The 23,262-nt window shown below is 69.8% G+C and carries 23 protein-coding genes and 1 rRNA gene; 12 read left to right on the forward strand and 12 right to left on the reverse strand.

Features of this window, described 5'->3' with window-relative positions; genetic code table 11:
* Positions 1-388: 388 nt before the first annotated feature.
* The 4 genes from BKK81_RS20950 to BKK81_RS20965 all read right to left on the reverse strand — a co-directional run bounded on the left by BKK81_RS20950 (position 389) and on the right by BKK81_RS20965 (position 4,070).
* The gene (locus BKK81_RS20950; protein ID WP_071017388.1) at positions 389-1,387 is read right to left on the reverse strand and encodes a tripartite tricarboxylate transporter substrate binding protein; all 999 of its coding nucleotides are present in this window, start codon (positions 1,385-1,387) and stop codon (positions 389-391) included.
* A complete protein-coding gene (locus BKK81_RS20955; RefSeq protein WP_156811413.1) occupies positions 1,384-2,232 on the reverse strand; it encodes an ABC transporter permease in 849 nt (282 codons plus the stop codon). The genes BKK81_RS20950 and BKK81_RS20955 overlap by 4 nt, the downstream gene beginning before the upstream one ends.
* Positions 2,232-3,215 carry an ABC transporter substrate-binding protein gene (locus BKK81_RS20960; protein ID WP_071017390.1) on the reverse strand — a complete coding sequence of 328 codons (984 nt, stop codon included), beginning with the start codon at positions 3,213-3,215 and terminating at the stop codon, positions 2,232-2,234. The genes BKK81_RS20955 and BKK81_RS20960 overlap by 1 nt, the downstream gene beginning before the upstream one ends.
* 69 nt (positions 3,216-3,284) lie before the next feature.
* Complete coding sequence (locus tag BKK81_RS20965) at positions 3,285-4,070, reverse strand: ABC transporter ATP-binding protein (protein WP_071017392.1); 786 nt, start codon at positions 4,068-4,070, stop codon at positions 3,285-3,287.
* A 613-nt stretch (positions 4,071-4,683) separates the two neighbouring features.
* Here BKK81_RS20965 and BKK81_RS20970 point away from each other — a divergent pair.
* The 3 genes from BKK81_RS20970 to BKK81_RS20980 all read left to right on the forward strand — a co-directional run bounded on the left by BKK81_RS20970 (position 4,684) and on the right by BKK81_RS20980 (position 7,678).
* Positions 4,684-5,106, forward strand: coding sequence for a hypothetical protein (locus BKK81_RS20970; protein ID WP_071017394.1), 423 nt, complete (start codon positions 4,684-4,686; stop codon positions 5,104-5,106).
* 155 nt (positions 5,107-5,261) lie between these two features.
* Entirely contained in the window at positions 5,262-5,960 is a 699-nt protein-coding gene (locus BKK81_RS20975; RefSeq protein WP_071017396.1) for a dienelactone hydrolase family protein, read from the forward strand.
* A 179-nt stretch (positions 5,961-6,139) separates the two neighbouring features.
* Positions 6,140-7,678 (forward strand): acyl-CoA synthetase, encoded by a 1,539-nt coding sequence (locus BKK81_RS20980; RefSeq protein WP_071017398.1) that lies wholly within the window; start codon positions 6,140-6,142, stop codon positions 7,676-7,678.
* Positions 7,679-7,753: 75 nt separating this feature from the next.
* Here the strand turns inward: BKK81_RS20980 and BKK81_RS20985 are convergent, their stop codons facing one another.
* On the reverse strand, positions 7,754-8,539 hold the full coding sequence (locus BKK81_RS20985; protein WP_071017399.1) for a glycine zipper 2TM domain-containing protein: 786 nt from the start codon (positions 8,537-8,539) through the stop codon (positions 7,754-7,756).
* A 135-nt stretch (positions 8,540-8,674) separates the two neighbouring features.
* Positions 8,675-9,127, reverse strand: a complete 453-nt coding sequence (locus BKK81_RS20990) for a MarR family winged helix-turn-helix transcriptional regulator (RefSeq protein ID WP_071017401.1) — start codon at positions 9,125-9,127, stop codon at positions 8,675-8,677.
* Positions 9,128-9,303: 176 nt separating this feature from the next.
* Here BKK81_RS20990 and BKK81_RS20995 point away from each other — a divergent pair, with 176 nt between their 5' ends.
* Together BKK81_RS20995 and BKK81_RS21000 are read left to right on the forward strand one after the other, a co-directional pair.
* Positions 9,304-9,873 carry a YggT family protein gene (locus BKK81_RS20995; protein WP_071017403.1) on the forward strand — a complete coding sequence of 190 codons (570 nt, stop codon included), beginning with the start codon at positions 9,304-9,306 and terminating at the stop codon, positions 9,871-9,873.
* A gap of 158 nt (positions 9,874-10,031) precedes the next feature.
* Positions 10,032-10,349, forward strand: coding sequence for a hypothetical protein (locus BKK81_RS21000; RefSeq protein WP_071017405.1), 318 nt, complete (start codon positions 10,032-10,034; stop codon positions 10,347-10,349).
* A 107-nt stretch (positions 10,350-10,456) separates the two neighbouring features.
* Here the strand turns inward: BKK81_RS21000 and BKK81_RS21005 are convergent, their stop codons facing one another.
* Entirely contained in the window at positions 10,457-11,383 is a 927-nt protein-coding gene (locus BKK81_RS21005; RefSeq protein WP_071017407.1) for a LysR family transcriptional regulator, read from the reverse strand.
* Positions 11,384-11,658: 275 nt separating this feature from the next.
* Between BKK81_RS21005 and BKK81_RS21010 the strand changes: the two genes are divergently transcribed.
* Entirely contained in the window at positions 11,659-12,483 is an 825-nt protein-coding gene (locus BKK81_RS21010; RefSeq protein WP_071017409.1) for an IclR family transcriptional regulator, read from the forward strand.
* Between the two features lie 42 nt (positions 12,484-12,525).
* Here the strand turns inward: BKK81_RS21010 and BKK81_RS21015 are convergent, their stop codons facing one another.
* The gene (locus BKK81_RS21015) at positions 12,526-13,353 is read right to left on the reverse strand and encodes a phytanoyl-CoA dioxygenase family protein (RefSeq protein WP_071017411.1); all 828 of its coding nucleotides are present in this window, start codon (positions 13,351-13,353) and stop codon (positions 12,526-12,528) included.
* Between the two features lie 149 nt (positions 13,354-13,502).
* On the opposite strand from BKK81_RS21015, the gene BKK81_RS21020 reads away from it, so the two are divergent.
* The 5 genes from BKK81_RS21020 (at position 13,503) to BKK81_RS21040 (ending at position 19,666) form a co-directional block, all read left to right on the forward strand.
* On the forward strand, positions 13,503-14,420 hold the full coding sequence (locus tag BKK81_RS21020) for an AAA family ATPase (protein ID WP_071017413.1): 918 nt from the start codon (positions 13,503-13,505) through the stop codon (positions 14,418-14,420).
* Positions 14,421-14,424: 4 nt separating this feature from the next.
* Positions 14,425-15,483: a DUF58 domain-containing protein gene (locus tag BKK81_RS21025; protein WP_083384315.1), complete on the forward strand. Its 1,059-nt coding sequence runs from the start codon at positions 14,425-14,427 to the stop codon at positions 15,481-15,483.
* Entirely contained in the window at positions 15,480-17,471 is a 1,992-nt protein-coding gene (locus tag BKK81_RS21030) for a transglutaminase TgpA family protein (protein ID WP_071017415.1), read from the forward strand. The genes BKK81_RS21025 and BKK81_RS21030 overlap by 4 nt, the downstream gene beginning before the upstream one ends.
* A 132-nt stretch (positions 17,472-17,603) precedes the next feature.
* Positions 17,604-18,095, forward strand: coding sequence for a MarR family winged helix-turn-helix transcriptional regulator (locus tag BKK81_RS21035; protein ID WP_071017417.1), 492 nt, complete (start codon positions 17,604-17,606; stop codon positions 18,093-18,095).
* Positions 18,092-19,666 carry an MFS transporter gene (locus tag BKK81_RS21040; RefSeq protein WP_197524031.1) on the forward strand — a complete coding sequence of 525 codons (1,575 nt, stop codon included), beginning with the start codon at positions 18,092-18,094 and terminating at the stop codon, positions 19,664-19,666. The genes BKK81_RS21035 and BKK81_RS21040 overlap by 4 nt, the downstream gene beginning before the upstream one ends.
* A 90-nt stretch (positions 19,667-19,756) precedes the next feature.
* Here BKK81_RS21040 and BKK81_RS21045 read toward each other — a convergent pair whose 3' ends face one another.
* Both BKK81_RS21045 and BKK81_RS21050 read right to left on the reverse strand, forming a co-directional pair.
* A complete protein-coding gene (locus BKK81_RS21045) occupies positions 19,757-20,080 on the reverse strand; it encodes a hypothetical protein (RefSeq protein WP_071017420.1) in 324 nt (107 codons plus the stop codon).
* Positions 20,081-20,376: 296 nt separating this feature from the next.
* Entirely contained in the window at positions 20,377-21,837 is a 1,461-nt protein-coding gene (locus BKK81_RS21050) for a DegQ family serine endoprotease (protein WP_071017422.1), read from the reverse strand.
* Positions 21,838-22,208: 371 nt separating this feature from the next.
* On the opposite strand from BKK81_RS21050, the gene BKK81_RS21055 reads away from it, so the two are divergent.
* On the forward strand, positions 22,209-22,631 hold the full coding sequence (locus BKK81_RS21055) for an organic hydroperoxide resistance protein (protein WP_071021943.1): 423 nt from the start codon (positions 22,209-22,211) through the stop codon (positions 22,629-22,631).
* 34 nt (positions 22,632-22,665) lie between these two features.
* Here the strand turns inward: BKK81_RS21055 and BKK81_RS21060 are convergent, their stop codons facing one another.
* Together BKK81_RS21060 and rrf are read right to left on the reverse strand one after the other, a co-directional pair.
* The gene (locus BKK81_RS21060; RefSeq protein ID WP_071017424.1) at positions 22,666-22,953 is read right to left on the reverse strand and encodes a GIY-YIG nuclease family protein; all 288 of its coding nucleotides are present in this window, start codon (positions 22,951-22,953) and stop codon (positions 22,666-22,668) included.
* Between the two features lie 187 nt (positions 22,954-23,140).
* Positions 23,141-23,254, reverse strand: a 5S ribosomal RNA gene (gene rrf / locus BKK81_RS21065).
* Positions 23,255-23,262 lie beyond the last annotated feature (8 nt).

The following is a 23,262-nucleotide window of genomic DNA, read 5'->3' on the forward strand; positions in this document are numbered from 1 at the left end:
GGGGGTTTCGCTCGCGGTAGATCAACTGGATTCGCTACGCGCCAGCGCCTGCCCTCTCCCCCGGCCCCTCTCCCGCAAGCGGGAGAGGGGAGCCAAACAGCGCGGTGCGGAACCCGACGCGCTGGACGAAGCCGGCAGGATGCGCCAACACCAATCGCCAAGCACAAGGTCTTGGCTCCCTCTCCCCTCATGGGGCGAGGGCGGGGGAGAGGGGTGGTTTAGCAAGGCGCAACATCCAGCGAAGCCAACGGTGTGATCCAGCACGCGAGCGCCGGATGAAACCAACGGTGTAGTCCAAGCTGCAAGCACCGGATGAAGCCACCGACGTGACCCGGCACACAAACCCAAGCCTCCCCGCCAGCGCAAGATCCCCGCCCCGCGCCCCACCTCACTCCGCCCGGATCCCGTGCTTGCGAATCAGCGCAGCCCACGCCGCCGTCTCGGCGCGGATGCGCGCGTCCAGCGCGCGCGGGGCACCGTCCGCCTCGTCGGCCGGCTCCATGCCCTGGTGCTGCAAGGCCTCGCGCACCGTGGGCAAGGCCAGCACCGCGCGCACCTCGCGGCTGAGCGCGTCGACCACCGGCGCCGGCGTTCCCGCCGGTGCCATCAATGCATACCAGGAGCTCACTTCCACGCCGGTGATGCCTTGCTCGGCCAGCGACGGGATCTGCGGTGCGGCCGGCGAGCGGCGCGCCTGGGTGACGGCCAGCGCGCGCAGCGCGCCGGACTGCAGGAAGGGCGCGAGCGTGGGCAGGGTGCCGAACAGGATCGGCACCTGGCCGCCCACCACGTCGTTGAGCGCCTGCGTGGTGCCCTTGTAGGGCACGTGCAGCAAGGTGACGCCCGCCTTCTGCGCGAACAGCACGCCCGCCAGGTGCAGGCCGCTGCCGACGCCGGGGCTGGCGAAGCCGAGCGGCGGACCGGCGCGCCGCGCCAGCTGCACCAGTTCGGCCACGCTGCGCGCCTTGACGGCGGGATGCACGGCCAGCACGTTGGGCGAGCCGGCCAGCAGCGCGACCGAGCGATAGTCGCGTGCCACCTGGTAGGGCAGCGCCGGCATCAGCGTGGGATTGATGGTCAGGTTGCCGGCCGGGACCACCGCCAGGGTGCAGCCGTCGCCGGCGGCGCGGCGCACCGCATCCATGCCGATGTTGCCGTTGGCCCCCGGCTTGTTGTCGACCAGTACCGCCATGCCATGGCGCTCCTGCATGGCGTGGCCGAGCGCGCGCGCCAGCAGGTCGGCGGGCCCGCCCGCGGGGAACGGCACCACCAGCCGCAACGGCTTGCACGCTGGCAGCGCACCGTCCGCCCGCGCCGGGCCGGCGGCCAGCGCAGCGGCCAGGGTGAGGCCATACGCGGTGCGCATGACCAGGACCGCGGCCTTCATGTCGTCGAGACCGCCGCGCGCGGCAGGTAGTGGAGCAGCCTGCGCTCGGCCCACACCACGGCCGCGTAGGCCACCACGCCGATCAAGGTCAGCGCCGCGATCGAGACGAACACGGCGGCGGTATTGCCCTGCCCTTCGCCGTCGACCAGCAGGAAGCCCAGGCCCTGGTTGCCGCCGACCAGTTCTCCCACCGTCACGCCGATCACCGCCAGCGTGGAAGCGATGCGCAGGCCGGAGAACAGCGCCGGCAGCGCCGACGGAAACTCCACCAGGCGGAAGATCTGCCAGCGCCCCGCGTTCAGCGTGCGCACCAGGTTGACCATGTCGGGATCGACTGTGCGCACCGCGGACAGCACATTGATCATCACCGGGAAAAAGACGATCAGGATGGCCACCAGGATCTTCGGGTAGATGGTATAGCCGAGCCACATCACGAAGAGCGGGGCGAAGGCTACCTTGGGTGCGATCTGCAGGGCCAGGATGTAGGGCGACAGCACCGATTCGGTGGTGGGCGACAGCCCCAGCACCACGCCGACCGCCAGGCCCAGCAGCGAGCCCAGGGCAAACCCGACGATGACTTCGAAGGCGGTGATGCCGAAATGCCGCAACAGGCTTTCCTGCTCCCACATGCGCAGCGACTCGGCCACCACGCGCGAGAACCTGGGCAGGATGAACTCCGGCATGCCGAGCCATCCCGGTCCCCACTGCCAGGCGGCGAGGAAGGCCAGCAGCAGCACGACGCTGCCGAGGCCGGCGCGCACGCGCGCGCTGCGCAGCAGCCGTGCGCGCGGCTCCGGCGGCGCAGCCGCGGACGTGGCGGAAGTGGTCGTGGTGGCGCCGTCCATCACCGGCCTCCGACGAACTGGTTGGTGTAGAGCTCGTTCACCGGCGTGGCGCGCGCCACGATGCCTTCGCTGACGTAGAACTTCTGCACCGCTTCCAGGCGCGCGCCGTCGATGATCCCCAGCGGCTTCTGTCCGGCATAGACGTTCTGGCGATACAGCGCGAAGATGCGCTCCACGGTGGCTTCCTTGCCCTTGAAGGTCGGCACCGCCTGCGCGTAGACCTGCGCCGCGGCCTTCGGGTCCTTGACGATGTCGTCCATGCCGCGCAGGGTGGCGCGCACCAGCTTGCGCACCAGTTCGGGCCTGGTGCGGATGGCCTCGTCGGACGCGAGGATGGCCTGCGCCATGCTCTTGAAGCTGTCCTGCGCGGGCAGCAGTTCGACCTTGGCGCCCGCCTCGGCGGCATTGACGACCCACTCGGGCGCGCCGGCCATGGCGCTGGCCTTCTTCGCCGCGAACAGCTGCCACACGCCGGCCGGCCCGGCCGCCTGCACCGGCACGTCCTCCTTGCCCAGGCCCGCCTTGCGCAGCGTGCCCAGCAGTGCGTAGTAGGTGGTGTCGGCATAGGCCATCACGGTGACCGTCTTGCCCTTCAGGTCCTTGACCGACCTGATGCCTTCGTCCTGGTGCACGGCGAGCTGGGTCAGCGCACCGGCGCCGAGCACCGCCACCGCCTTCACCGGCACGCCGTTGGCGCGCACGATGATCGGCGTATCGCCGATCGCGCCGCCGATGATGGCGTTGCCGGCACCGATCTGCTTGGCCACGTCGACGCCGCCCCTGGCGGCAACGAAGGTGACCTTGATGTTCTCGTCAGCGTAGTAGCCCTTCTGCTGGGCGATCATCCAGGGCGCGAAGGCGGGCAGGTTGGGCGGCGCAGGCAGCAGGTAGGTGACTTCCTCGGGCGCGGCCTGGACGCCGCCGGCGACGGTGGCGAGCAGCGCGGCGGCGCAGGCGAGCGATGCGGTCAGTGGCTTGGACATGCGGGGGATCCTTGTCGTGGTGTCTGGCAGCTTGGCTTGTCGTGGGTCGTGCATCGGACGAGCGCGCGGCTAGTGCAGCGCGGCGCTCTCCCTGCCGACCTTGAGCAGTTCCATCAGGCGGCCCTGCAGCGGCCCGATCTGCGGCAGCTTGCGGCGCTCGAGCGGGTTCTCGCGCAGCGGCAGGTCGATCACGATCTCCTCGATGATGGTGCCGGGCCGTTCGCTCATCACCAGCAGCCGGTCCGACAGCGCGATCGCCTCGACCAGGTCGTGCGTGATGAACAGCGCCGTCTTGCGGCCTTGGTGCAGCATGCGCGCCAGATCCTGCTGCAGCACCATCTTGGTCTGCGCATCGAGCGCGGAGAACGGCTCGTCGAGCAGCAGCACCTGGGGGTCGACGGCCAGCGTGCGGGCCAGCGCCGCGCGCTGGCGCATGCCACCCGAAAGCTGGTACGGGTAGTGCTGCTCGAAACCCTTGAGGTGGCAACGCGCCAGCAGTTCGTCGGCCACGCGGCGGCGCTCGGCGGCCGGCACACCGTCGATCTCCATGCCCAGCTCGACGTTGGCGCGGATCGTGCGCCATGGCATCAGCAGGTCCTTCTGCAGCATGAAGGCGACCTTCTTGACGGGTCGCGTGACACGTTCGCCACCGACATAGACCTCGCCTTCGCTGGGCAGGTAAAGCCCGGCGCCCATATTGAGCAGCGTGCTCTTGCCGCAGCCCGACGGTCCGATGATGGACACCACCTCGCCGCTGCGGATGCGGATGTCCAGGTGGCTGACGGCGCTGCGCAGCGCGCCGCTCTGGCGGTCGACGAAACGCTTGCCGACCTTGCGGAACTCGATCTCGATCATGGTTGCTGTCTTCCCTCCGCCTTCGGCGCACGCTCCTGTGCCCGGCAGTTGCCGCTTCTTGCTGCTGCCGGCCGTTTGTTTTGTTTCATATATAAAACTATGATCCACAAATGGAACGAAAACAAAATATAGCGCCTCTGACGGAGAAGCGAGACTAGGGTTGTCCCTTAGCCAGGAAAAGAAAGAAAAGGTGGGCAAGACCCCGGCGCGCGGGCCACCGTCCGTGCCGGCGGATGAGTGCCACCTCGCGCCACCTCGCGCCGCCTCGCGCCGACAGCGGGCCGCGCCCCACGGGGCGCGGAGTTGGCGGAGCCACCTGCCCGACAATCGCGGCGATGCAGAGGCACCGCATCTTTTGCATCCATCACTCATTTCCTGCACATCCCGCACACATGCACATTGGATGCGCATGAAGCATGCCTTTGATGTGCATCGCTGCGGTCACCCTTGCCGCTGCCACCGCCGCTGGCACGCGCGATGTCAGCCGGACACCGACAGCCTTTGTGGCGGCGGCAGGGCACCAGCGCAGGCCAAGGTGGCGCGCGGACACCACGCGGAACGATGGCACCTGGCCTTACTCCAATTTGAGTCAGTAGGAACTTCAGGAGCGATCATGCAAGGCAAGCACACTTCCATGCGCAGCGTCGCTACCGGTGCCGCCCTGTCCGGCGGCCTCGCACTTTGTGCGCTGCTGCTGCCCGCCACGGGCGTCGCCGCGCCGATGGTGCCGGCCACGTCGGGCTCTATCACCTATGTCTGCGGCGGCGTCGGTGCCGACGAGCAGCAGGCGCTGCAGGCCGACGCGCCGCATTACGGCATGAGCCTGCTGTTCACGGAGGGACGCCGCGGCGAGTACCTGTCCGACGTGGCGGTGAAGGTCCGCCGCAACGGCAAGGACGTGGCAGAGTTCCAGGCGGAAGGGCCGCGCTGCCTGATGAAGGGGCCGCAGGGCAGCTACCAGGTCAGCGCCGTCTACGACGGTGTGGAAAAGCACACCGTGCTGGCCCCGGGCGTAAGCCGGCAGCTCAACTGGTAAGCAGCCGGCATGCGCATCGGGTAACCAACCGGTAACGCTGGTAGCGCTTTGCGCCAGGCAGCGACGCCGGCAGCACGGCCGGCGCCGTGCCCGGCACGAAGCGGGCAGCGGTGGCACACTTGCGCCCTGAACCAAACTCCATGGAGCGAGCCACCATGCCCCAAAGCCGCTGGATCCGCATCGAAGCCGACACGGGCAGCTTCGACGCCTATCTGAGCCTGCCGCCCGCAGCCAAGCTGGACGGTGCGCCCGGCATCGTCCTGCTGCAGGAAATCTTCGGTGTCAACGAACACATCCGCGCGGTGGCCGACCAGTATGCCGCCGACGGCTATGTGGTGCTGGCGCCTGACGTGTTCTGGCGCCTCGCGCCGCGCGTCGAACTGGGCTACGCCGGCGCCGACATGGAGCGCGCGCTGTCGCTGCGCAAGCAGGTCGACGTCGGCCTCGCGCTGCAGGACATCGGCGCGACCGTGCGCGCGCTGCGCCAGCACAGCGGTGGCGGCAAGGTCGCCGCGCTAGGCTACTGCTTCGGCGGCCTGCTGTCCTACCTGTCCGCGGCGCGCGGCCTGGTCGATGCGGCCGTGCCCTTCTACGGCGGCGGCATCCAGAACAACCTGCAGGAGGCCGCGGCCATCGAGGTCCCGGTGCAGTTCCACTACGGCGCGCTCGATGCCCACATCCCGCCCGAAGCGGTACGGCAGGTGCGCGAGGCGGTGGCGGGCAAGCGCGCCGAGGTCTTCGTCTACGAGCAGGCGGACCACGGCTTCAACTGCTGGGCACGCGCCTCCTACCACCAGCATTCGGCGGCCCTGTCGCACGGCCGGGCGCTGACCTTCCTCGCCGACGCGCTCTGACGCGTCGCGGGTGCCGCCGGCGCGTACCGGCGGTGCCTTGCCTTCCTCACCGGGCGCCCTTATGCTGGGCGCCAAACCCGCTTTCAGGCTTGCTGGCACCCAGGTACCCATGACAGGGTGAGGAGGGCTTGGCCTTCGTCGTCCCGCCATGGGACCTCACGATAACGACGGAGACCACCATGCAGTCAGAGCAGCAGCGCGCCCGGCGCAACACCATCCCCGATGCCATCGCGCGCGCCGTACGGCGCGACCCCGAGCGCATCGCCATCCGTTTCCAGGAGCGCAGCTGGTCCTTCCGCGCGCTCGAGCAGGCGAGCGCGCGCGTGGCGGGTGCCCTCGCCGCCTGGGGGCTGCAGCCGGGCGATCGCGTGGCCGCCTTCGGCAAGAACTCGGATGCCTACCTGCTGCTGTGGCTGGGCTGCCTGCGCGCCGGCCTGGTCCACGTGCCGGTCAACTACGCGATGACGCGCAAGGAGGCCGAATACATCATCGGCCAGTCGGGCGCCAGCGCGGTGTTCGCCGATCCGGCGCTGGCCGAGCGCGTCGACGGCCTGCCGTGCCGGCTGCATGGCACGCTGCACGGCGGCACGGCGCACGATGTACTGCAGGCCGCCGCCCAGGGTCCGCTGGCGGAGCTCTCCCCCGCGCTCGACGACGAGATGCCGGCGCAGATCCTGTACACCTCCGGCACCACCTCGGCGCCCAAGGGCGCGGTGATGACACATCGCGCGCTGCTGGCCGAATACGCCAGCGCCATCGCCTGCTGCGATATCCGCGCCGAGGATCGCGCGCTGGCCGCGCTGCCGCTCTACCATTCGGCGCAGATGCATGTGTTCCTGATGCCGCTGCTGCTGATGGGCGGCACCTCGCTGATCGCCGAGAGCCCGGAGGCAGGCTTCTGCCTGCGCACGATCGAAGCGGAAGGACTCAACAGCTTCTTCGCGCCGCCCACGGTCTGGATCGCGCTGCTGCGCCACCCCGGCTTCGACCCGGCGCGCCTCGGCACGCTGGCCAAGGCCTACTACGGGGCCTCGATCATGCCGGTGCCGGTGCTGCTGGAACTGCAGCAGCGCCTGCCCGCGCTCGGCTTCTACAACTGCTACGGGCAAAGCGAGATCGGTCCGCTCGCCACCGTGCTGGGCCCGCGCGAACATCGCGACCGCCCGGCCTCGGCGGGAAGGCCGGTGCTCAATGTGGAGACGCGCATCGTCGACGAGACCCTGCGCGACGTGGCGCCGGGCGAGATGGGCGAGATCGTGCATCGCTCGCCGCAACTGCTCACCGGCTACTGGGACAAGCCGGAGCAGACTGCCGAAGCCTTTACCGGCGGCTGGTTCCATTCGGGCGACCTGGGCTATATGGACGAGGCCGGCTACCTCTATGTGGTCGACCGCATCAAGGACGTGATCAACTCCGGCGGCGTGCTGGTGTCCAGCCGCGAGGTCGAGGAGTGCCTGTACACGCATGCGTCGGTCGGAGAGGTGGCGGTGATCGCGCTGCCGCACCCCAGGTGGGTCGAGGCGGTGGTGGCGTGCGTGGTGCGCAAGCCGGGCGGCGGTGTCAGCGAGGACGCGCTGCTGGAACACGCCCGCGCCAGCCTGGCCGCCTACAAGGTTCCCAAGCGCATCGTCTTCGTCGACGACCTGCCGCGCAATACGGCCGGCAAGCTGCTCAAGCGCCAGTTGCGCGACGACTACGCCGCCTTGTTCGACGACTGAGCGTGCAGCAGCCAGGCGGTGTGCGCCGGGTCCGGACACGCGCGCCATGCGCGCGTCCGGCAGGGATCGCCCGGATCAATACGGGACGGCGACGCCGTTCTCGATCCTGACGCGGTCACCGTTGCGCAGGCGGTAGGCATCGGACTGGGTCAGCGTCAGGTAGGCGTTGTCGCTGGTGCGCACGCGCACGCGGAACGCCTGCGGCGCGGTACTGGCGCGCTTCTCGACTTCGTTGCCGGCCAGCGCGCCGACCACCGCGCCGCCGATGGTCGCCACGGTGTTGCCGCGGCCGCCGCCGACCTGGTGACCGAGCAGGCCGCCGACCAGGCCGCCCACCACGGCACCCGCACCACTGGTGCCGGCCGGCTGCGGCGGCAGCTGCTCGATGGATTCGACCCAGCCGTAGCGCACGCCGTAAGCCACCGGTGCCGCCGGTGCTCCCTGCGCATAGCCCGGTGCGCCGTAGGACCCTTGCTGGCCAGACTGGCCATAGGCGGGCGGCTGGCCGGCCGCCCCGGGATAGGTGGCCGGGGGATAAGCGGCCGGAGGATAGGCCGGAGCCGGCTCGGCCGGCGCATAGGCAGGCGCCGGCGCCTGCGGGCCGGGGTAGGCAGGCGGCGCATAGGCGCCGGCCTGCGCCCCGTCGGCAGAGGCATAGCCGTCCTGGCTCACATAGGTGCCACCGGCGGTGCTGCCGCCATAGCCATTGGCGTACGCCGTGGCGCCTGCACTGCCATAGGGGGCGTACCCGCCGTAGCCTCCCGGGCTGCCGTAGCCATACGGCGCGGCACAGGCGCCAAGCCCCAGCGCGGCAAGCGCTGCAAGGGTGACGGACAGCAGGGAACGGACAGGCACGGACATGGGAATGCGACTCCAGCGCAAGGTGGTGGGAATGCGCGCGAGTCTAGGGCCGCGGCCGCTGCATGGGTGTCACGGAGAACACGGATTCGTAACGCGCTGTAACCAAACGCCATGGGGCCGCAGCAGCGGCCGGCCTCAGCCCCGTTCGGCGCCGTCGTCGTTGAACGCGGTGATACGCGCCACGCGGAAGGTACCCTGCAGCGACTCGAGTTCGACCCGGTGGAGCATGGCCAGCCGCGCCAGCGAGCGCTCTCCGGCGGGCAACAGGTGTACCTCGACGATGCGGCGGTCGCCGGCATTGACCTGGCGCCGCACCAGCCCGGCTTCCTCGCAGCGGTTGACCAGGGCCACCACGCCATGCGGCTTGGCCTGCAGGCGCTCCGCCAGCTCACCGATCGAGGCCCAGTCCTTGCCAGGACAGCCGCGCACATGGAGCAGCAGCAGGTACTGCTGCACCGTCAGCCCCTCCTCGCGCGCGGCATCCTCCGAAAAGCGGAGGAAACGCCGCAGCTGGTAGCGGAAATCGGACAGGGCTTCGAAATCCCGCTTGTCGAGCGGGATCGGGGCTGCGGTGGTTCGGCGCGTCATCTGGGCTGGGAGAAAGACGGGCGGCACCGATGCGGCGGCCTGCGTCGTTGCCCGGCATTATAGGGAGAGGCACGCCACACCCCGCGCGGAATGCCGTCGGGGGCGAGGGCTGTGGCAGAATCTGTGCGGTTGCAGACCCTTTGCGGCTCCTTATCCACGCCCACGGAACTCCCCCGATGTTCACGGAAATTGCACTCTTCCTGCTCGATACCGTCTTCTCCCTGTTCGGCATGGCGCTGCTGCTGCGGCTGTGGATGCAGTTGACACGGCTGCCCACCCGCAATCCCGTGTCGCAGGGCGTGTTCCAGGTGACCGACTGGCTGGTGCGTCCCTTGCGCCGCATCATTCCCGGCCTGGGCGGCTTCGACTGGGCCACGCTGGTCGGTGCCTGGCTGGCGGCGGTGGTCTACCTGACGCTGGCGCTGATGGTGTCGGGCGGCAATCCGCTCGACTTCCTGCCGTTCTCGCTGCTGATGGCGATTCCGAGCGTGCTGAAGTGGGGCGTCAGCCTGGTGATGTGGGTGACCTTGCTGATGGCCCTGCTGTCCTGGGTCAACCCGCACTCCCCGATCACCCCCATCATCCACCACCTGACGGCCCCGCTGCTGCGGCCGATCCAGCGCGTGGTGCCGCGCCTGGGCGGCTTCGACATCTCGCCGCTGGTGCTGTTCGTGATCGCGCAGATCCTGCTGATGATGATCGCGCGCCTGGGCGCCGGCCTGACCGGCACGCGCTTCCTGCTGTAAAGGCTGGGCCTGGCGGCCCAGGCCGCCGGGGCAAGCATTGTCCACGAGCCTGGACAGTGTGTTGAGAATTGATGCTTTTTCTCGAATTCTGCAGCGACTACAGTACGGTCAACGTGGCCCGAACCACGCACACTGCCAAGTCAAGAGAAGAAAACATCATGAAGACTCCCTCCCAAACCCGCAGCCTCGTCCTCTCCCTGCTCTGCGCCGTCGGCCTCTCGCTGGGTGCCGCCGCCGGCGCGCACGCAGCGGCACTGGACTCCGACCTGACCCGCCTGGACGGCGGCGTCGGCCACGCGGGTGCGCGCGATCCGTACTCGGAAGGCGCACGCGCCGGCAATCGCGACCCGTACTCGGATGGCGCACGCATCGGCGCCCGTGACCCGTATGCGGAAGGCGCGAACCTGGGCCGCCGCGACCCGTACTCGGAAGGCGCCAACCTCGGCCGCCGCGACAGCTTCAGCGAAGGCGCCTGAGACATCGGGCACGTCCGGCACGTCGGGCACACCTGACGGCGCCGCGCCCTTGCCGGGACCGCTGCCGCCGGTACCGGTGGCGCAGGGACTCCCCGCCCTGCGCTGCCTCAGCAGATCGCGATGCCGGCCTGCTCGTGGGCAGCCAGCATCGACTCCACCTCTTCCATGAAGGCCCGCACCTTGCGCGGCTGCAGGCGCCGGTCCGGCAACAGGGCGAAGACCCGCAAGGGCGGCGGCGTGAATTCCGGCAAAACGCGCACCAGCCTGCCCTGGGCCACCTCGGCCTCGCAGTAGTGCAGCGCCAGCCGCGCGATGCCCAGCCCGGCGAGCGCCCCTTGCAGGCGCAGTTCCGCGTTGAACGTCTGCATGCGCGGGTGGATCGGCACCGATACGCGCTCGCCGGCGTAGGTGAACTCCCAGACCGTATCGCCCGGCGTGGTCAGCACCGGCAGGTTGGCCAGCTGCTCGGGCACGGCCGCCTGCGGCAGCGTGGCGGCCAGCGCGGGCGCGGCGAACAGGCCGCGCTCGACATGGTAGATGCGGCGCGCGACCGTGCCGGAGTCCGGCAGATCGGCATCGACCGCGACGAAGGCGATATCGAAGCCGTCACGGATCGGATCGACCAGGCCTTGTGCCGTTTCCACCGACACGTCCAGCTCCGGGTACGCGGCCAGGGTACGGCAGATCACGCCCCCGAGCTGCTGGGCGCCGAACTCGTAGGGGGTGGCAATGCGCAGCACGCCCTGCACGCGCTCCTCGCGCGCCAGGGTTTCCTGCCGGATCTCGCGCAGCCGCGCGAACAAGGGCGCCACATCCCGGTAGACGGCGCTGCCCGCGTCCGTCAGGCGCATGCGGCGCGTGGTGCGCTCCAGCAGCTTGGCACCGATGGCGTCCTCGAGCCGGGCCACCGCCGCCGAGACGCGGGACTTCGGGCACTCGAGCTGCTCGGCGGCAGCGGTGAAGGTGCCGTACTCCACCACGCTGCAGAATGCCTCCCAATCGTTCCACTGAATCGTTTCGTTCGCTGACGACACTTTCCTCTGCGGCACAGTCGGTGCGCCGCGCCTCCTAATCGGCCGAATTCGCGCGACATTATGCGGCACGCGGCGGACAGCGTCTGCACAAGCCGGCGGGCGCGGCACCGAAAGCCGGCCCGCCGGCGCCGGCTTGCGCACTCCGGCGCCATACAGCGCGCCGCCGCGGCTGCCGCCAGCGGCAGGATGCGGCGGGTGCGCCACTGGCGCCGAACGCGCATTTCCTCTACCCTTTCGGCCTTTCCGTGCTATTCGGCGCCAAGCCGATTCCACCGATGGCCACCCCAGCCACCTCCCATCCGACGGCCGAAGCCGGCGCCGGTCCGGCGGCCGAGAAGCCGAGCGACAGCTACGTGCAGTCCTTCGCGCGCGGCCTGTCCGTGATTCGCGCCTTCAACGCCGAGCACCCGGCCCAGACCCTGACCGAGATCGCGCAGGCCAGCGGGCTGACGCGGGCCGGCGCGCGCCGCATCCTGCTGACGCTGGTCGGTCTCGGCTACGTGCAGGCAGACGGCCGGCTGTTCCGCCTGACCCCCAAGATCCTGGACCTGGGCTTCGCCTACCTGACCTCGATGCCGTTCTGGAACCTGGCCGAGCCGATCATGGAGACGCTGTCGCAGCAGGTGCACGAGAGCTGTTCCATCTCGGTGCTGGACGGCACGGAGATCGTCTACGTGCTGCGGGTGCCGGCGCGCAAGATCATGACCATCAACCTGTCAATCGGCAGCCGCCTGCCCGCCTACTGCTCGTCGATGGGGCGCGTGCTGCTGGCCGGCCTGCCGGAAGCCGAACTGGACCGCGTGCTGCGGGCCTCGGATCTGCGCGCGCGCACGCGCAACACCGTCACCGATATCGACGCGCTCAAGCAGGTGATCGCCGATATCCGCGCGCGCGGCTGGGCGGAGAACGACCAGGAACTGGAGGAAGGGCTGGTGTCGCTGGCGGCGCCCATCCGCAACCGTGCGGGACAGGTGCTCGCCGCCATCAATATCAGCGGCCAGGCCAACCGCACCAGCGCCGCCGAAATGATCCAGAACTTCCTGCCGCCGCTGCTGGCGGCCTCGGAGAAGATCTCCAACCTGGTCGGCCTGCGCACCTGAGGCGCTGGCGGGGGCGTCGCGCGGGGGCCAGCCCCGCGCCGCTCAGGCCGGAGGCAGCGCGATGCTGCCGAACTCGGCCGAACGCGTGCCCGGCAGCGGTTGGTTGCCGGCGCCGTGGTAGGCGAAGGCCACCGACAGCTTGACCGCTTCCGAGGCATTGCGCCCGGCACTGTGGAACAGGCGGCTGTCGAAGAACAGCACGTCGCCACGATGCAGCGACAAGGGCACCACGCCCTGCAGCAGCGCCTGGCTGGCCGGATGCGCCTCCACCAGGAATTCCAGCGCGTCGAGCTGTCCGGGTTCGAGCGCCGCCCGGTGCGAGCCGGGAATCACGCGCAGCACGCCGTTACGCTCGTCCTCGTCGCCCAACGCCAGCCACACCGTCACCAACTCGGGGCTGGTAAACGACCAGTAGCGCGTATCGCGGTGCCAGCCGGTCTGGCTGCCGAACTGCGGGTGCTTGGTCATCACGCAATTGTGGTGCGCCAGCGTCAGCCGGGCCGGTTCGCCCAGCAGGCCTTCGACCACCCGCACCAGCGCCGGATCACCGGCCCAGCGGCGGAACACCTCGTCCCGGCCATAAGCCTGGCGCAGCCGCCGCACGGTGCCGCCGCCGGCGGCATCGCGGCTGGCCGGCGCGCCGGGATAGCCCAGCTCGGCTTCGTACTCCACCGGCGGCACAGCGCCGGCCAGATGCGCGCGGGCCACCTGCTCCAGCGCCGCGCAAACGGCCTCGGGCGCGAAGCTGCGCAAGACCAGGTAGCCATCCTGGTGGAAATCCACGGCCAGTTTGTCCAGTTCGGCCGGGGACGGGGAAATCCCGCCGGCCGCCGCTGGCGCCGTCGGGTGGGGTTGCTGCGGGGAAGTCATCGCGTGTGACCGGTTGATCGGCAATAGCTTCGATGATGCCAGAAGCGGGGCGCCCCGGTGTACCCGCCCGGAGGGTGCGGCAGCGGACAGTCCGCGCGGTGGCGCGCACCGCTACAATGGCGCGTCAGCCCCACCCGGAGACGGCCACCGTGACCGCCCGCCCGAGAATCACCGACGCCCTCGGCGAAGCGCAGACCCAGCTGGGCCGCATCGTACTGGGCAAGCCGCGCCAGGTGCGGCTGGCGCTGGCCTGCATGCTGGCGCGCGGCCACCTGCTGCTGGAGGACCTGCCGGGCGTGGGCAAGACCACCCTGGCCCATGCGCTGGCGCGTACGCTGGGGCTGCAGTACCGGCGCGTGCAGTTCACCAGCGACCTGCTGCCGGCCGACCTGATCGGCGTCTCAGTGTTCCTGCGCGATGCCGGTGAATTCCGCTTCCATCCCGGGCCGGTGTTCGCCCAGGTGGTGCTGGCCGACGAGATCAACCGGGCCCCCCCGAAGACCCAGAGCGCGCTGCTGGAAGCCATGGCGGAAGGACAGGTGACCCATGACGGCACCACGCATGCGCTGCCCTCCCCTTTCTTCGTGATCGCCACGCAGAACCCGCTGGAGCAGCTCGGCACCCACGCCCTGCCCGAATCGCAGCTCGACCGTTTCACCATGCGGCTGTCGCTCGGCTATCCGGACCCCGCCTTCGAACGCGTGCTCTACCTGGGAGGCGCCGACGAAGCGGCGGCGCCGGCCATCCTGGACGCCACCCAGGTGCGCGGCCTGCAGGCCGCGGCGGCGCAGGTCTACGCCAGCCCGGCGCTGGTCGACTATGTGCTGGCGCTGGTGCAGGCCACGCGCGGCCGGCGCGAGTTCGCCGCGGGCCTGTCGCCGCGCGCCGGCCTGGCGCTGCTGGCGTGCGCGCGCGCCTGGGCACTGCTCGACCATCGCGAGCTGGTACTGCCCGAGGATGTGCAGGCCGTGTTCACCGCGGTGGCCGGCCACCGCTTGCTGCCCGGCGCGGCACGCAGCGGGCAGGACGACGTGGCGCGGCTGCTGGCCGAGGTCGCCATCCCCTGACACCATGGCGCGCACCCGCGCAGATGCCGCCACGGCGCCGCGCGCCCGGCCCACCGGGCCCGCACTGGCGGCGCTGCGCCGCTGGACCGCCATGCGGCTGCGGCGCCGGCGCGCGCCGCTGGACGGCGTCGTCACACTCGACCGCCGCCATCTCTACATCCTGCCCACGCGCAGCGGCGCCGGCTTCGCGGTGCTGCTGGCGGCCATGCTGCTGACCGCGCTGAACTACAACATCAGCCTGGGCTTCGCCCTGACCTTCGTGCTGGGCGGCATCGCCATGGGCAGCATGTGGCAGGCCTACCGCAACCTGCTCGACCTCGCGGTCGGGGCCGTAGCCGCCGAGCCTGCCTTTGCCGGCGACGCCGCCACCTTCCGCGTCCGGCTGCGCAATGCCGGGACCATGCCCCGCTACAGCGTGGCGCTGCAGGCAGCTCGCGGTCCCGTGCTCGCGGACGGCGGCGAGTTCCTGGCAGCAGAGGCCGATGCCGTGCTGGCGCTGCGCCTCGACGCGCCGCAGCGGGGCTGGCTGGCCTTGCCGCGCCTGACTGTATCCAGCCGCTTCCCGCTGGCGCTGTTCCGCGTCTGGAGCCACGCCGACCTGCCGCTCGCGGCCCTGGTCTACCCCGCGCCGGAAACCGGCGCGCCGCCGCCGCCCTGGACCGCGCCGGACACCGGGGACGAGTCTGCGGCGCGCAGCGGCGACGACGGCATCGACCGGTTGCGCCGCTACCGCAATGGCGACCCCCTGCACCGTATCGCGTGGAAGCACAGCGCCCGCACCGGCAGCTGGCTGACACGCACCGGCGGCAATGAGGACCGGCCGGCCTGCTGGCTGGCGTGGCAAGACATGCCGGCTTCGCTCGACGAGGAGGCACGCTTGTCGCGGCTGTGTGCCTGGGTGCTGGCGGCGGACGAGTCCGTGCGCTTCGGCCTGCGCCTGCCGGGCGTGGAGATCCCGCCCGGCAGCGGCGCCGCGCAGCGACGCGCCTGCCTGGAGGCGCTTGCGCTCTGGCCGGATGGGCGAGGCGCAGGGGGCGCGGCGGCGGCGGAAGCCGTCCCATGAAGACTGCCGCGCACCCGCTCGGGCACGATGAGCACGGCCTGCTGCTGGGCCAGCTCGCCCTGGTGCTGGCGCCGCAGGCCCGTACCCTCCCGCTCGCGGTCAGCCTGCTGCTGATGCTGCTGATGTTGTGGCGCTGGCTGCTCTGGCAGCAGCGCGCCCCGCTGCCATCGCGGCTGGCGCTCGGCACGGTGGCCGGCCTGGTGGTGCTGACCGGCGCGGCCCTGGCCTGGCAGGACGGCGGCAGCGTCGGCCGCGAGCTGGCGGTCGCGCTGCTCGGCGCCTTTGTCGTGCTCAAGTTGCTGGAGTGCCGCGCGCTCGCCGATGCCACCTTCGTGACCCAGCTCTGCTTCTACCTGCTGCTGAGCCTGTACCTGTTCGAGCAGCCCTTCTGGCTGGCCGTGTATGGCACCGGGGTGGCGGCCTGGATGTTGCGCAACTGGCTGTGGCTGCAGCATCCGGAAGCCCGCGCGCGACTGGCCCCCTGGCCGATGCTGGCGCGCATGGCGCTGCTCGGCCTGCCCTGGGCACTGCTGCTGTTCCTGTTGTTTCCGCGCCTGGAGCAGCCCCTATGGCGGCTGCCGCAAGCCGCGCGGACGGCCACCACTGGATTGAGCGACACCATGCGGCCGGGCAGCGTGGGCGAACTGATCCGCTCGGCGGAACCGGCCTTCCATGCGACCCTCCGTGGCGCGCCGCTGCCCAATGCCGCCCTCTACTGGCGTGCCATGGTGCTGTGGCACTACGACGGCACGGCCTGGCTGCCCGATGCCGCGCGGCGCCGCACGCTCCAGCCGCCTCCGCCGCTGTCCGCCGCCGCGGCGGGTGACGCCGTCGATTACGACATCGCGCTCGAGCCCAGCGGGCAGCGCTGGCTGCTGCTGCTCGACCGCGGCCGGTCGCTCGAACAGGCGGGCTCGGCCGCGGTCACCGTCGACGGCGAATTCCTCGCCGGCGCTCCGGCCGACCACCGTCTGCAATACCGTGCGCGCTCGGCACCGCCGCCGGCCGCCGAGATACTGGACGAGCGCACCGCGCGGCTGGCGCTGGAGCTGCCGCCCGGCAATGCGCGCAGCCGCGCCCTGGCGCGGCAATGGCAGACAGACCTTGCCGCCCCCTGGCAGCGCGTGCAGGCGGCACTGCAGCTGTTCGCCGGCGCGCCCTTCCGCTACACCCTGTCGCCGCCCCCGCTCGGACAACAGCAGGTGGACAGCTTCCTGTTCGGCACGCGCAGCGGCTTCTGCGAGCACTACGCCGGCAGCTTCGTCTTCCTGATGCGCGCCGCCGGAGTGCCGGCGCGCGTGGTGACCGGCTACCAGGGCGGCGAATACAACCCGATCGGCGGCCACTACCTCGTGCGGCAGTCCGATGCCCACGCCTGGGCCGAGGTCTGGCTGGCCGGGCGTGGCTGGGTCCGGGTCGATCCGACCGCGGCCGTCGCGCCGGACCGCATCGACCTGGGCGCAGCGGATGTCCTGGGCGACGGAGCCGCCGGCCTGGGGGGGTGGCAGCGCGGCCCGGCCTGGCTGCGGCGCCTGCACTGGGGCCTGGACGGCATGGTCTACGCCTGGCAGCGCTGGGTACTGCAGTACGATCGCCGGCAGCAGGCCCGCCTGCTCGGACATCTCGAGCGGCTCGGCATCGGCGCCAGCCTGATGCAACTGCTGCTGGCCGGCATGGCCGTGCTGGCGCTGCTGCTGCCTCTGCCCTGGTGGCTACGGCGCCGCGGCACCGATCCGGTCACGGCCCTGTACGCACGTTTCTGTGCCAGGCTGGGGCGCCTCGGCTGCGTGCGCCGCACCGGCGAAGGGCCGCGCGACTTCGCCACGCGCGCCGCGGCGCAGCTGCCGGCCGTGGCGCCGCACGCACAGGCCTTCATCGACGCCTACATCGCGCTGCGCTACGGTACCGCTACCGCGCAGCAGCGCGCCGCCGCACTCGCCATCATGCGCCGCACCCTCGGCAAGCTGGCGCGGCTGCGTCGCCGCTGAGGCGGCCGGCCTGGCGGACAAGGGACCCAGGTACACCGCCCTCGGCCGCGGCATTCGTTGCGAATGATATAATTTCATTCGTAACTAACACACCGAATGGCACGGCAGCCTCCCACGCCTTGTCCGCCCTCCATGTCATCTTTCGAAGCGCGTATCGACCGCATCTGCACCACCTACGCCGATGCCCCGCGCGAGCTGATCCTCGCCTCGCGCCTGCTGCTGCGAACCAGCCGCCTGCTGCGCGCGCATATCGAGCGCGCGCTGGCCCCGTTCGGGCTCGACCTGTCGCAGTATCTGGTCATCAGCATGCTGGCCGCCGATGCCGGCGAGCCCACCATGCCCTCCGAACTCGGCGTCGCCATCGACGCCACCCGCACGCAGATGACGCGGCTGGTGGACGGGCTGGAAACGCGCGGGCTGGTCCAGCGCCACGCGTCCACGCAGGACCGGCGCAGCCTCGACCTGGTGCTGACGCCCGCCGGGCGCCGGCTGCTGGAACAGGCGATGCCCGCCGTGCACGCGGCCTATGGCGAAGCGTGGGAACCCCTCGGAAGCGGCGGCCTGGACAAGGCCACGCGCGCACTGGCCCGCCTGCACGCCAACCTGGAGGCCCTCGAGCCATGAGAGCGAATCCGGCCTTGCAGCCGCTGCGCATCGGCTGGCGCTGGCTGCGGCTGCTGAGCCACCGGCAGCGCCAGACCCTGGTGATGATGCTGCTGGCCCTGGCCACCGCCGTCGAGTTTCTCGAGAACATCATGTTCGTGTTCGCCTCGAGCCACATCGTGGGCGGCGTCGACGCCGATCCGCGCGGCTTCGCCCTGGTGCAGGGCGGCTACGCCGTGGGCGGCATGCTGATGATCCTCAAGCAGCAATGGCTGGCGCGGCGCTTCGGCTATCGCTACTACATGACCGGCGCGCTGCTGCTGTTCATCGCCGGCACGCTGGCCGCCGCCACCAGCCACAACCTCGCCCAGCTCGTCGCCGCGCGCTTCGTGCAGGGCGTGGGCGGCGGCTCGCTCTTCACCAGTTGCCGCATCCTGATCGTGGCGATGTTCGGCGCCGCGGACCGGCCGCGCGCCACGCGCATCTTCATGATCGGCATCTTTGGCGCCTCGGCGCTGGCACCCGCGCTGGCCGCGGAGCTGATCGACCGCGGCGTGTGGCAGGACGTGTTCTACGGCGTGCTGCCGTTCGCGGTGCTGGCGGCGATCGGCGCCTGGCTGCTGCTGCCGGACGCCGAGCAGCGTGCGCCGGACGAAGGCCCGGCGCTGGGGCCGCTGTTGCTGTTCGGTACCGCGGTGGTGGCGCTGCAGGCCGCCATGACCGAGGCGCGCTTCGATATCTTCTCGCACCCGCTGCGCCTGCTGCTGGTGTGCCTGCTCGGGCTGGCGCTGCTCGCCTCCTTCCTGTGGCAGCAATGGCACCATGCGGCACCGGTGCTGCGCCTGCGCCCGTTGCGCAACCCGGTCTACCTGACCGGCCTGGCGCTGTACTTCCTCTACTACGTGGTCAGCAACCTGAGCGCCTATCTCTTCCCCGTCTATGCGGAGCAGGCCCTGAAGATCCCGCTGGCCACCACGGGCTGGCTCAACAGCTTCGCCGCGCTGGTGAGCTTTGGCGGCATCCTGGTCTACCTGCGCGTGGCGCCGCGCCTGCCGGACAAGAAGCCGCTGATCGTCTGCGGGCTGCTGGTGATGGCCGGCGCCGCCTGGTGGTTCTCGGTGATGCCGCCCGACGCGGGGCCATCGGCCCTGGCCTGGGGCCTGGTCGGCAAGGGACTGTTCGGCGTGATGGTGGTGATCCCGGTCGCCGGGCTGACCTTCCGCTCACTGGCTGACGACGACTTCGCGCACGGCTATCGCAGCAAGAACCTGATCCGGCAGATCGCCGGCACCTTTGCCTCTGCACTCGGGGCGGTGTTGCTGCAGAACCGGCAGTTCGCCGTCCATACCAGCCTGACCGATGCGCTGGGGCAGCGTCCGGAGCAGGTATCGCAATGGCTTGCCCAGGTCCAGGAAACACTGGTGGCGCGAGGCATGGATGCCGCACACGGCCATCAAGGCGCGGTGGCACAACTGGGATTGCTGGTCGAGCAGCAGGCAAGGCTGATCGCCTGCGAGGATCTGTACCGACTGGTGGTCGTACTGGCACTGGCCACTGCGGCCTTCGTGCTGATACAGCGCCGGCTCAACTGAGACGGCCGGGTGGCCGTGAGGCGCGGCTGGGTGAAGCGCGGCTGGGAGTGGATGGCGCAAGCCACCCTGGGAAAAGCGTGTTCCCGGGGCTCAGAACAGGGGAAGCTGGCGCATGCCGAAACCGACGGTCTCTTCGACGCGCATGCGGGCGTGGGCGAGCGAGCCTTCTGCGCCGGAATAGTTGCCGGCGGCCCAATGGTAGACCACGGGCAGATCGCCGCGCTCGGACAGCCGGACCTCGCCCAGCTTGTCGCCGCGCTCATTGCGGTAGTAGTGCGATCGGTATCCGCGCTCCCAGTGAGGCGGGGTAGCGGCCTTCTTGCGGCGGCGGGGCGCCGACGGCGTGGAGTGAGGCGCGCGGCGCGCTCTCTCTGTACCCGCACCGGCCGGGGCCCGGGTGAAATCCAACTGCATAGACTTCCTTGTTCAATCGCTCCGGCTTGCGTCGGAAATACCGGTCGCGGGGACGGAGCATGATTTGATGCGTCGCAGGCGTGATGATACCTGTAAAGGCGCCCGTTGAAAGCCCTTTGTGAGCCGGAATGCCGCGATCTGCAAGGCTTCGCGGGAGGTATACCCGCTTCGTATACCCCGCGTATACGATGCCGTTTACGCGGGGTATACCTGCCGCCGACCCGCCCCGGTAAACGAAATCGGCGGCGCGCCGGTCCACCCGGTGCGCCGCCGTCGCTCAGCGGATCGTGGCGGGATCAGCCGAGGTCGAGCGGAATGAAGATGCGTGCATCGTCCCGCTGCACCAGCAGTGCCACCTGCTTGCCGGACTTGGCCACCAGCGAGCGCAGCTGGTCGGCGGAGGTGATGGGCGTACCGTTGAGCGACAGGATCACGTCACCGGGCTGGATGCCGACGCGCGCAGCCGGGCCGCTGACGTCCTCGACCACCAGGCCTGCATCGATGCCGCTGTCGCGCTTCTCCTCGGCCGTCAGCTGGCGTACCGCCAGCCCGAGCCGGCCGCCGGCATCGCTGTTGCCGCCTTTTTGCGCCACGTTCTGTTCGCGTGCCGCGCCCACCTTGACCGTGAGCGTCATCGGCTGGCCCTTGCGGATGATCTTCACGGTGCTGTCGGTGCCCGGCTTGATGTCGGCCACGCGTTCCGGCAGGTCGCCCGAATGGTCGATGACGTCATTGTTGAACTGCACGATCACATCGCCGGCCTTCAGTCCCGCCTTGGAGGCCGGGCTGTCCGGTTCGACCGACGTCACCAGCGCGCCCGACGGCTTCGGCAGGCCGAAGGAATTGGCCAGCGCCTGGTTGACCTCCTGGACCGCAAGGCCCAGGCGGCCGCGGGTCACCTTGCCATGCTCGACCAGCTGCTGCTCGACCTTGGTCGCCACGTTGATCGGGATGGCGAAGGACAGGCCCTGGTAACCGCCGGTCTGGCTGTAGATCTGCGAATTGATACCGATCACCTCGCCACGCTGGTTGAACAGCGGGCCGCCCGAGTTGCCGGGATTGACCGCGACATCGGTCTGGATGAAGGGCACGTAGGTGTCGTCGGGCAGCGAGCGCGACTTGGCGCTGACGATGCCGGCGGTCGCCGTGTTCTCGAAACCATAGGGCGAGCCGATCGCGAGCACCGGTTCGCCGACGCGTACCACGGAAGCATCGCCGAGCTTGACGGTCGGCAGGTCCTTGGCATCGATACGGATGACCGCGATGTCGGACTGCGCGTCGGAACCCAGGACCTTGGCCTTGAACTCGCGCCGGTCGGTCAGCTTGACCGTCACTTCCTGTGCATTGTCGACCACGTGAGCGTTGGTCAGGATCAGTCCGTCATGGCTGATGATGAAGCCCGAGCCGAGGCCGCGCACCAGTTGCGGCTGGTTGTTCTGCGGCATCTGGAACTGCGGGCCGAAGCGCTTGAAGAACTGGAACAGCGGATCTTCCGGATCCATGCCTTGCGTCTGGGCCGAGGTCCGCTGCGCGCGCGCGGTCACACTGATATTGACCACGGCCGGGCCGTACTGCTGCACGATGCCGGAAAAGTCGGTCGGTGTCGCCACGGCGACGGATTGCGCGGCAGCGATGGCAGGCGTGGTGGCCGCGTAGCTGGGCGTGATGACTTCCTTCTGCAGGTAGGCATAACCACCGCCGATGGCGGCCAGCGCGGCGATGCCGAGAGCCGAGCGAGCAAGAGTCTGGCGAATCATGGAGTGTCCCTTTCTTTGAAGTTCCAGCGCCTTGGCCTTCCCTGGCGCGACGGAACCATGCTATCCAACGATCCTTAACGCAGACTTAAGCGGGCGCACGCATCCTGGCCCTGGTCCCGCTGGCTGGCCTCCGGCTTTGTCAGCACATGCTCACTCTCGCACAATCTCAAGTTCGGTGGAATATGATGACCCAACCGACCAGCAGATCCTCCGGTGGGTGGCCCTCGTTGTCCGCCATCTCTCCGCCATTTTTTCCGCCACGGGTCTGCGCAGGCACTAAGCTGGAAGGCCGCTCGCCGGATTCCCGAGTCGAGCCGGGCTCAGGTAAGCCTTCACTTCCACTTTCCCACGAAAACATGATGGGAGCCGATATGACACTCGAAAAAGTGCTGTACACCGCCCACGCAACCGCCACCGGCGGCCGCGATGGGCGCGCTGTGACCTCGGATGGCCAACTCGACATCAAACTCGCCGTTCCCAAGGAAATGGGCGGGGCCGGCAATGGCTTGAATCCCGAGCAGCTGTTCGCCGCAGGCTATTCGGCCTGCTTCATCGGAGCGATGCGTTACGTTGCCGGCCAGCAGAAGGCCGCCTTGCCGGCCGATACGTCGATCGAAGGTGCCGTCAGCATCGGACCGGCCGGACAGGGCTTCGGCCTGCAGGTGGAGTTGAAGATCTCGATTCCCGGCTATGACAAGGCACAGGCCCAGAAGCTGGTCGAACAGGCCCATCAGGTCTGCCCGTACTCCAATGCGACGCGGGGCAATATCGATGTGGTGCTGACGGTGGTGTGAGCAGTTGCGTGAGGGGCCGGCCTGTCCGGCGGCCTCAGCCGGCGCCGGGCGCGGCTTGCGTCGATGCCAGAGTGGCGCAATAAGCACGCTTCTGCTCGGGACTGAGGCGCTTGACCGCCGCCTCGGCGCGCGAGGCTTCGGAGCGGTTGGGAAAGGGGTGACTGCCGAGGACACGGATCGGCTTGCGCGAACGCGTGTACTTCGCCCCGGTACCCGCCAGGTGCTGGGCGAAGCGCCGTGCTACATCGGTGGTAATACCGGTGTAGATGGCATTGCCCTCGCATTCGAGCAGGTAGAGGTACCAGGTGGCCGGATTCGGCATGAGGTGAGTGGTGCGATAGAGACGTTCGGCGCGAATCGCCGCCGACCCGGCGCGGCTGCACGTGGGTAACGCAGCACGATTATCGCCTTGGATTGCGCCGCGATGTGCGAAAGACAGGTACGACGGCGCGCCGCAAAGACAAAACCCCTCGCAGCGTTTGCTGTCGAGGGGTTTTGCGGGAGGGAGAGCCTGGCGATGACCTACTTTCACACGGGTAGTCCGCACTATCATCGGCGCAAAGTCGTTTCACGGTCCTGTTCGGGATGGGAAGGGGTGGTTCCGACTCGCTATGGTCACCAGGCATTAAGG

This window comes from Cupriavidus sp. USMAHM13, assembly GCF_001854285.1.
In the GTDB taxonomy this organism is placed as follows: domain Bacteria; phylum Pseudomonadota; class Gammaproteobacteria; order Burkholderiales; family Burkholderiaceae; genus Cupriavidus; species Cupriavidus malaysiensis.

Coding starts and splice junctions, on each gene's coding strand:
- BKK81_RS20950 (WP_071017388.1), bottom strand. CDS start 1,387: ATGAAGGCCGCGGTCCTGGTCATGCGCACCGCGTATGGCCTCACCCTG.
- BKK81_RS20955 (WP_156811413.1), bottom strand. CDS start 2,232: ATGGACGGCGCCACCACGACCACTTCCGCCACGTCCGCGGCTGCGCCG.
- BKK81_RS20960 (WP_071017390.1), bottom strand. CDS start 3,215: ATGTCCAAGCCACTGACCGCATCGCTCGCCTGCGCCGCCGCGCTGCTC.
- BKK81_RS20965 (WP_071017392.1), bottom strand. CDS start 4,070: ATGATCGAGATCGAGTTCCGCAAGGTCGGCAAGCGTTTCGTCGACCGC.
- BKK81_RS20970 (WP_071017394.1), top strand. CDS start 4,684: ATGCAAGGCAAGCACACTTCCATGCGCAGCGTCGCTACCGGTGCCGCC.
- BKK81_RS20975 (WP_071017396.1), top strand. CDS start 5,262: ATGCCCCAAAGCCGCTGGATCCGCATCGAAGCCGACACGGGCAGCTTC.
- BKK81_RS20980 (WP_071017398.1), top strand. CDS start 6,140: ATGCAGTCAGAGCAGCAGCGCGCCCGGCGCAACACCATCCCCGATGCC.
- BKK81_RS20985 (WP_071017399.1), bottom strand. CDS start 8,539: ATGTCCGTGCCTGTCCGTTCCCTGCTGTCCGTCACCCTTGCAGCGCTT.
- BKK81_RS20990 (WP_071017401.1), bottom strand. CDS start 9,127: ATGACGCGCCGAACCACCGCAGCCCCGATCCCGCTCGACAAGCGGGAT.
- BKK81_RS20995 (WP_071017403.1), top strand. CDS start 9,304: ATGTTCACGGAAATTGCACTCTTCCTGCTCGATACCGTCTTCTCCCTG.
- BKK81_RS21000 (WP_071017405.1), top strand. CDS start 10,032: ATGAAGACTCCCTCCCAAACCCGCAGCCTCGTCCTCTCCCTGCTCTGC.
- BKK81_RS21010 (WP_071017409.1), top strand. CDS start 11,659: ATGGCCACCCCAGCCACCTCCCATCCGACGGCCGAAGCCGGCGCCGGT.
- BKK81_RS21015 (WP_071017411.1), bottom strand. CDS start 13,353: ATGACTTCCCCGCAGCAACCCCACCCGACGGCGCCAGCGGCGGCCGGC.
- BKK81_RS21025 (WP_083384315.1), top strand. CDS start 14,425: ATGGCGCGCACCCGCGCAGATGCCGCCACGGCGCCGCGCGCCCGGCCC.
- BKK81_RS21030 (WP_071017415.1), top strand. CDS start 15,480: ATGAAGACTGCCGCGCACCCGCTCGGGCACGATGAGCACGGCCTGCTG.
- BKK81_RS21035 (WP_071017417.1), top strand. CDS start 17,604: ATGTCATCTTTCGAAGCGCGTATCGACCGCATCTGCACCACCTACGCC.
- BKK81_RS21040 (WP_197524031.1), top strand. CDS start 18,092: ATGAGAGCGAATCCGGCCTTGCAGCCGCTGCGCATCGGCTGGCGCTGG.
- BKK81_RS21045 (WP_071017420.1), bottom strand. CDS start 20,080: ATGCAGTTGGATTTCACCCGGGCCCCGGCCGGTGCGGGTACAGAGAGA.
- BKK81_RS21050 (WP_071017422.1), bottom strand. CDS start 21,837: ATGATTCGCCAGACTCTTGCTCGCTCGGCTCTCGGCATCGCCGCGCTG.
- BKK81_RS21055 (WP_071021943.1), top strand. CDS start 22,209: ATGACACTCGAAAAAGTGCTGTACACCGCCCACGCAACCGCCACCGGC.
- BKK81_RS21060 (WP_071017424.1), bottom strand. CDS start 22,953: ATGCCGAATCCGGCCACCTGGTACCTCTACCTGCTCGAATGCGAGGGC.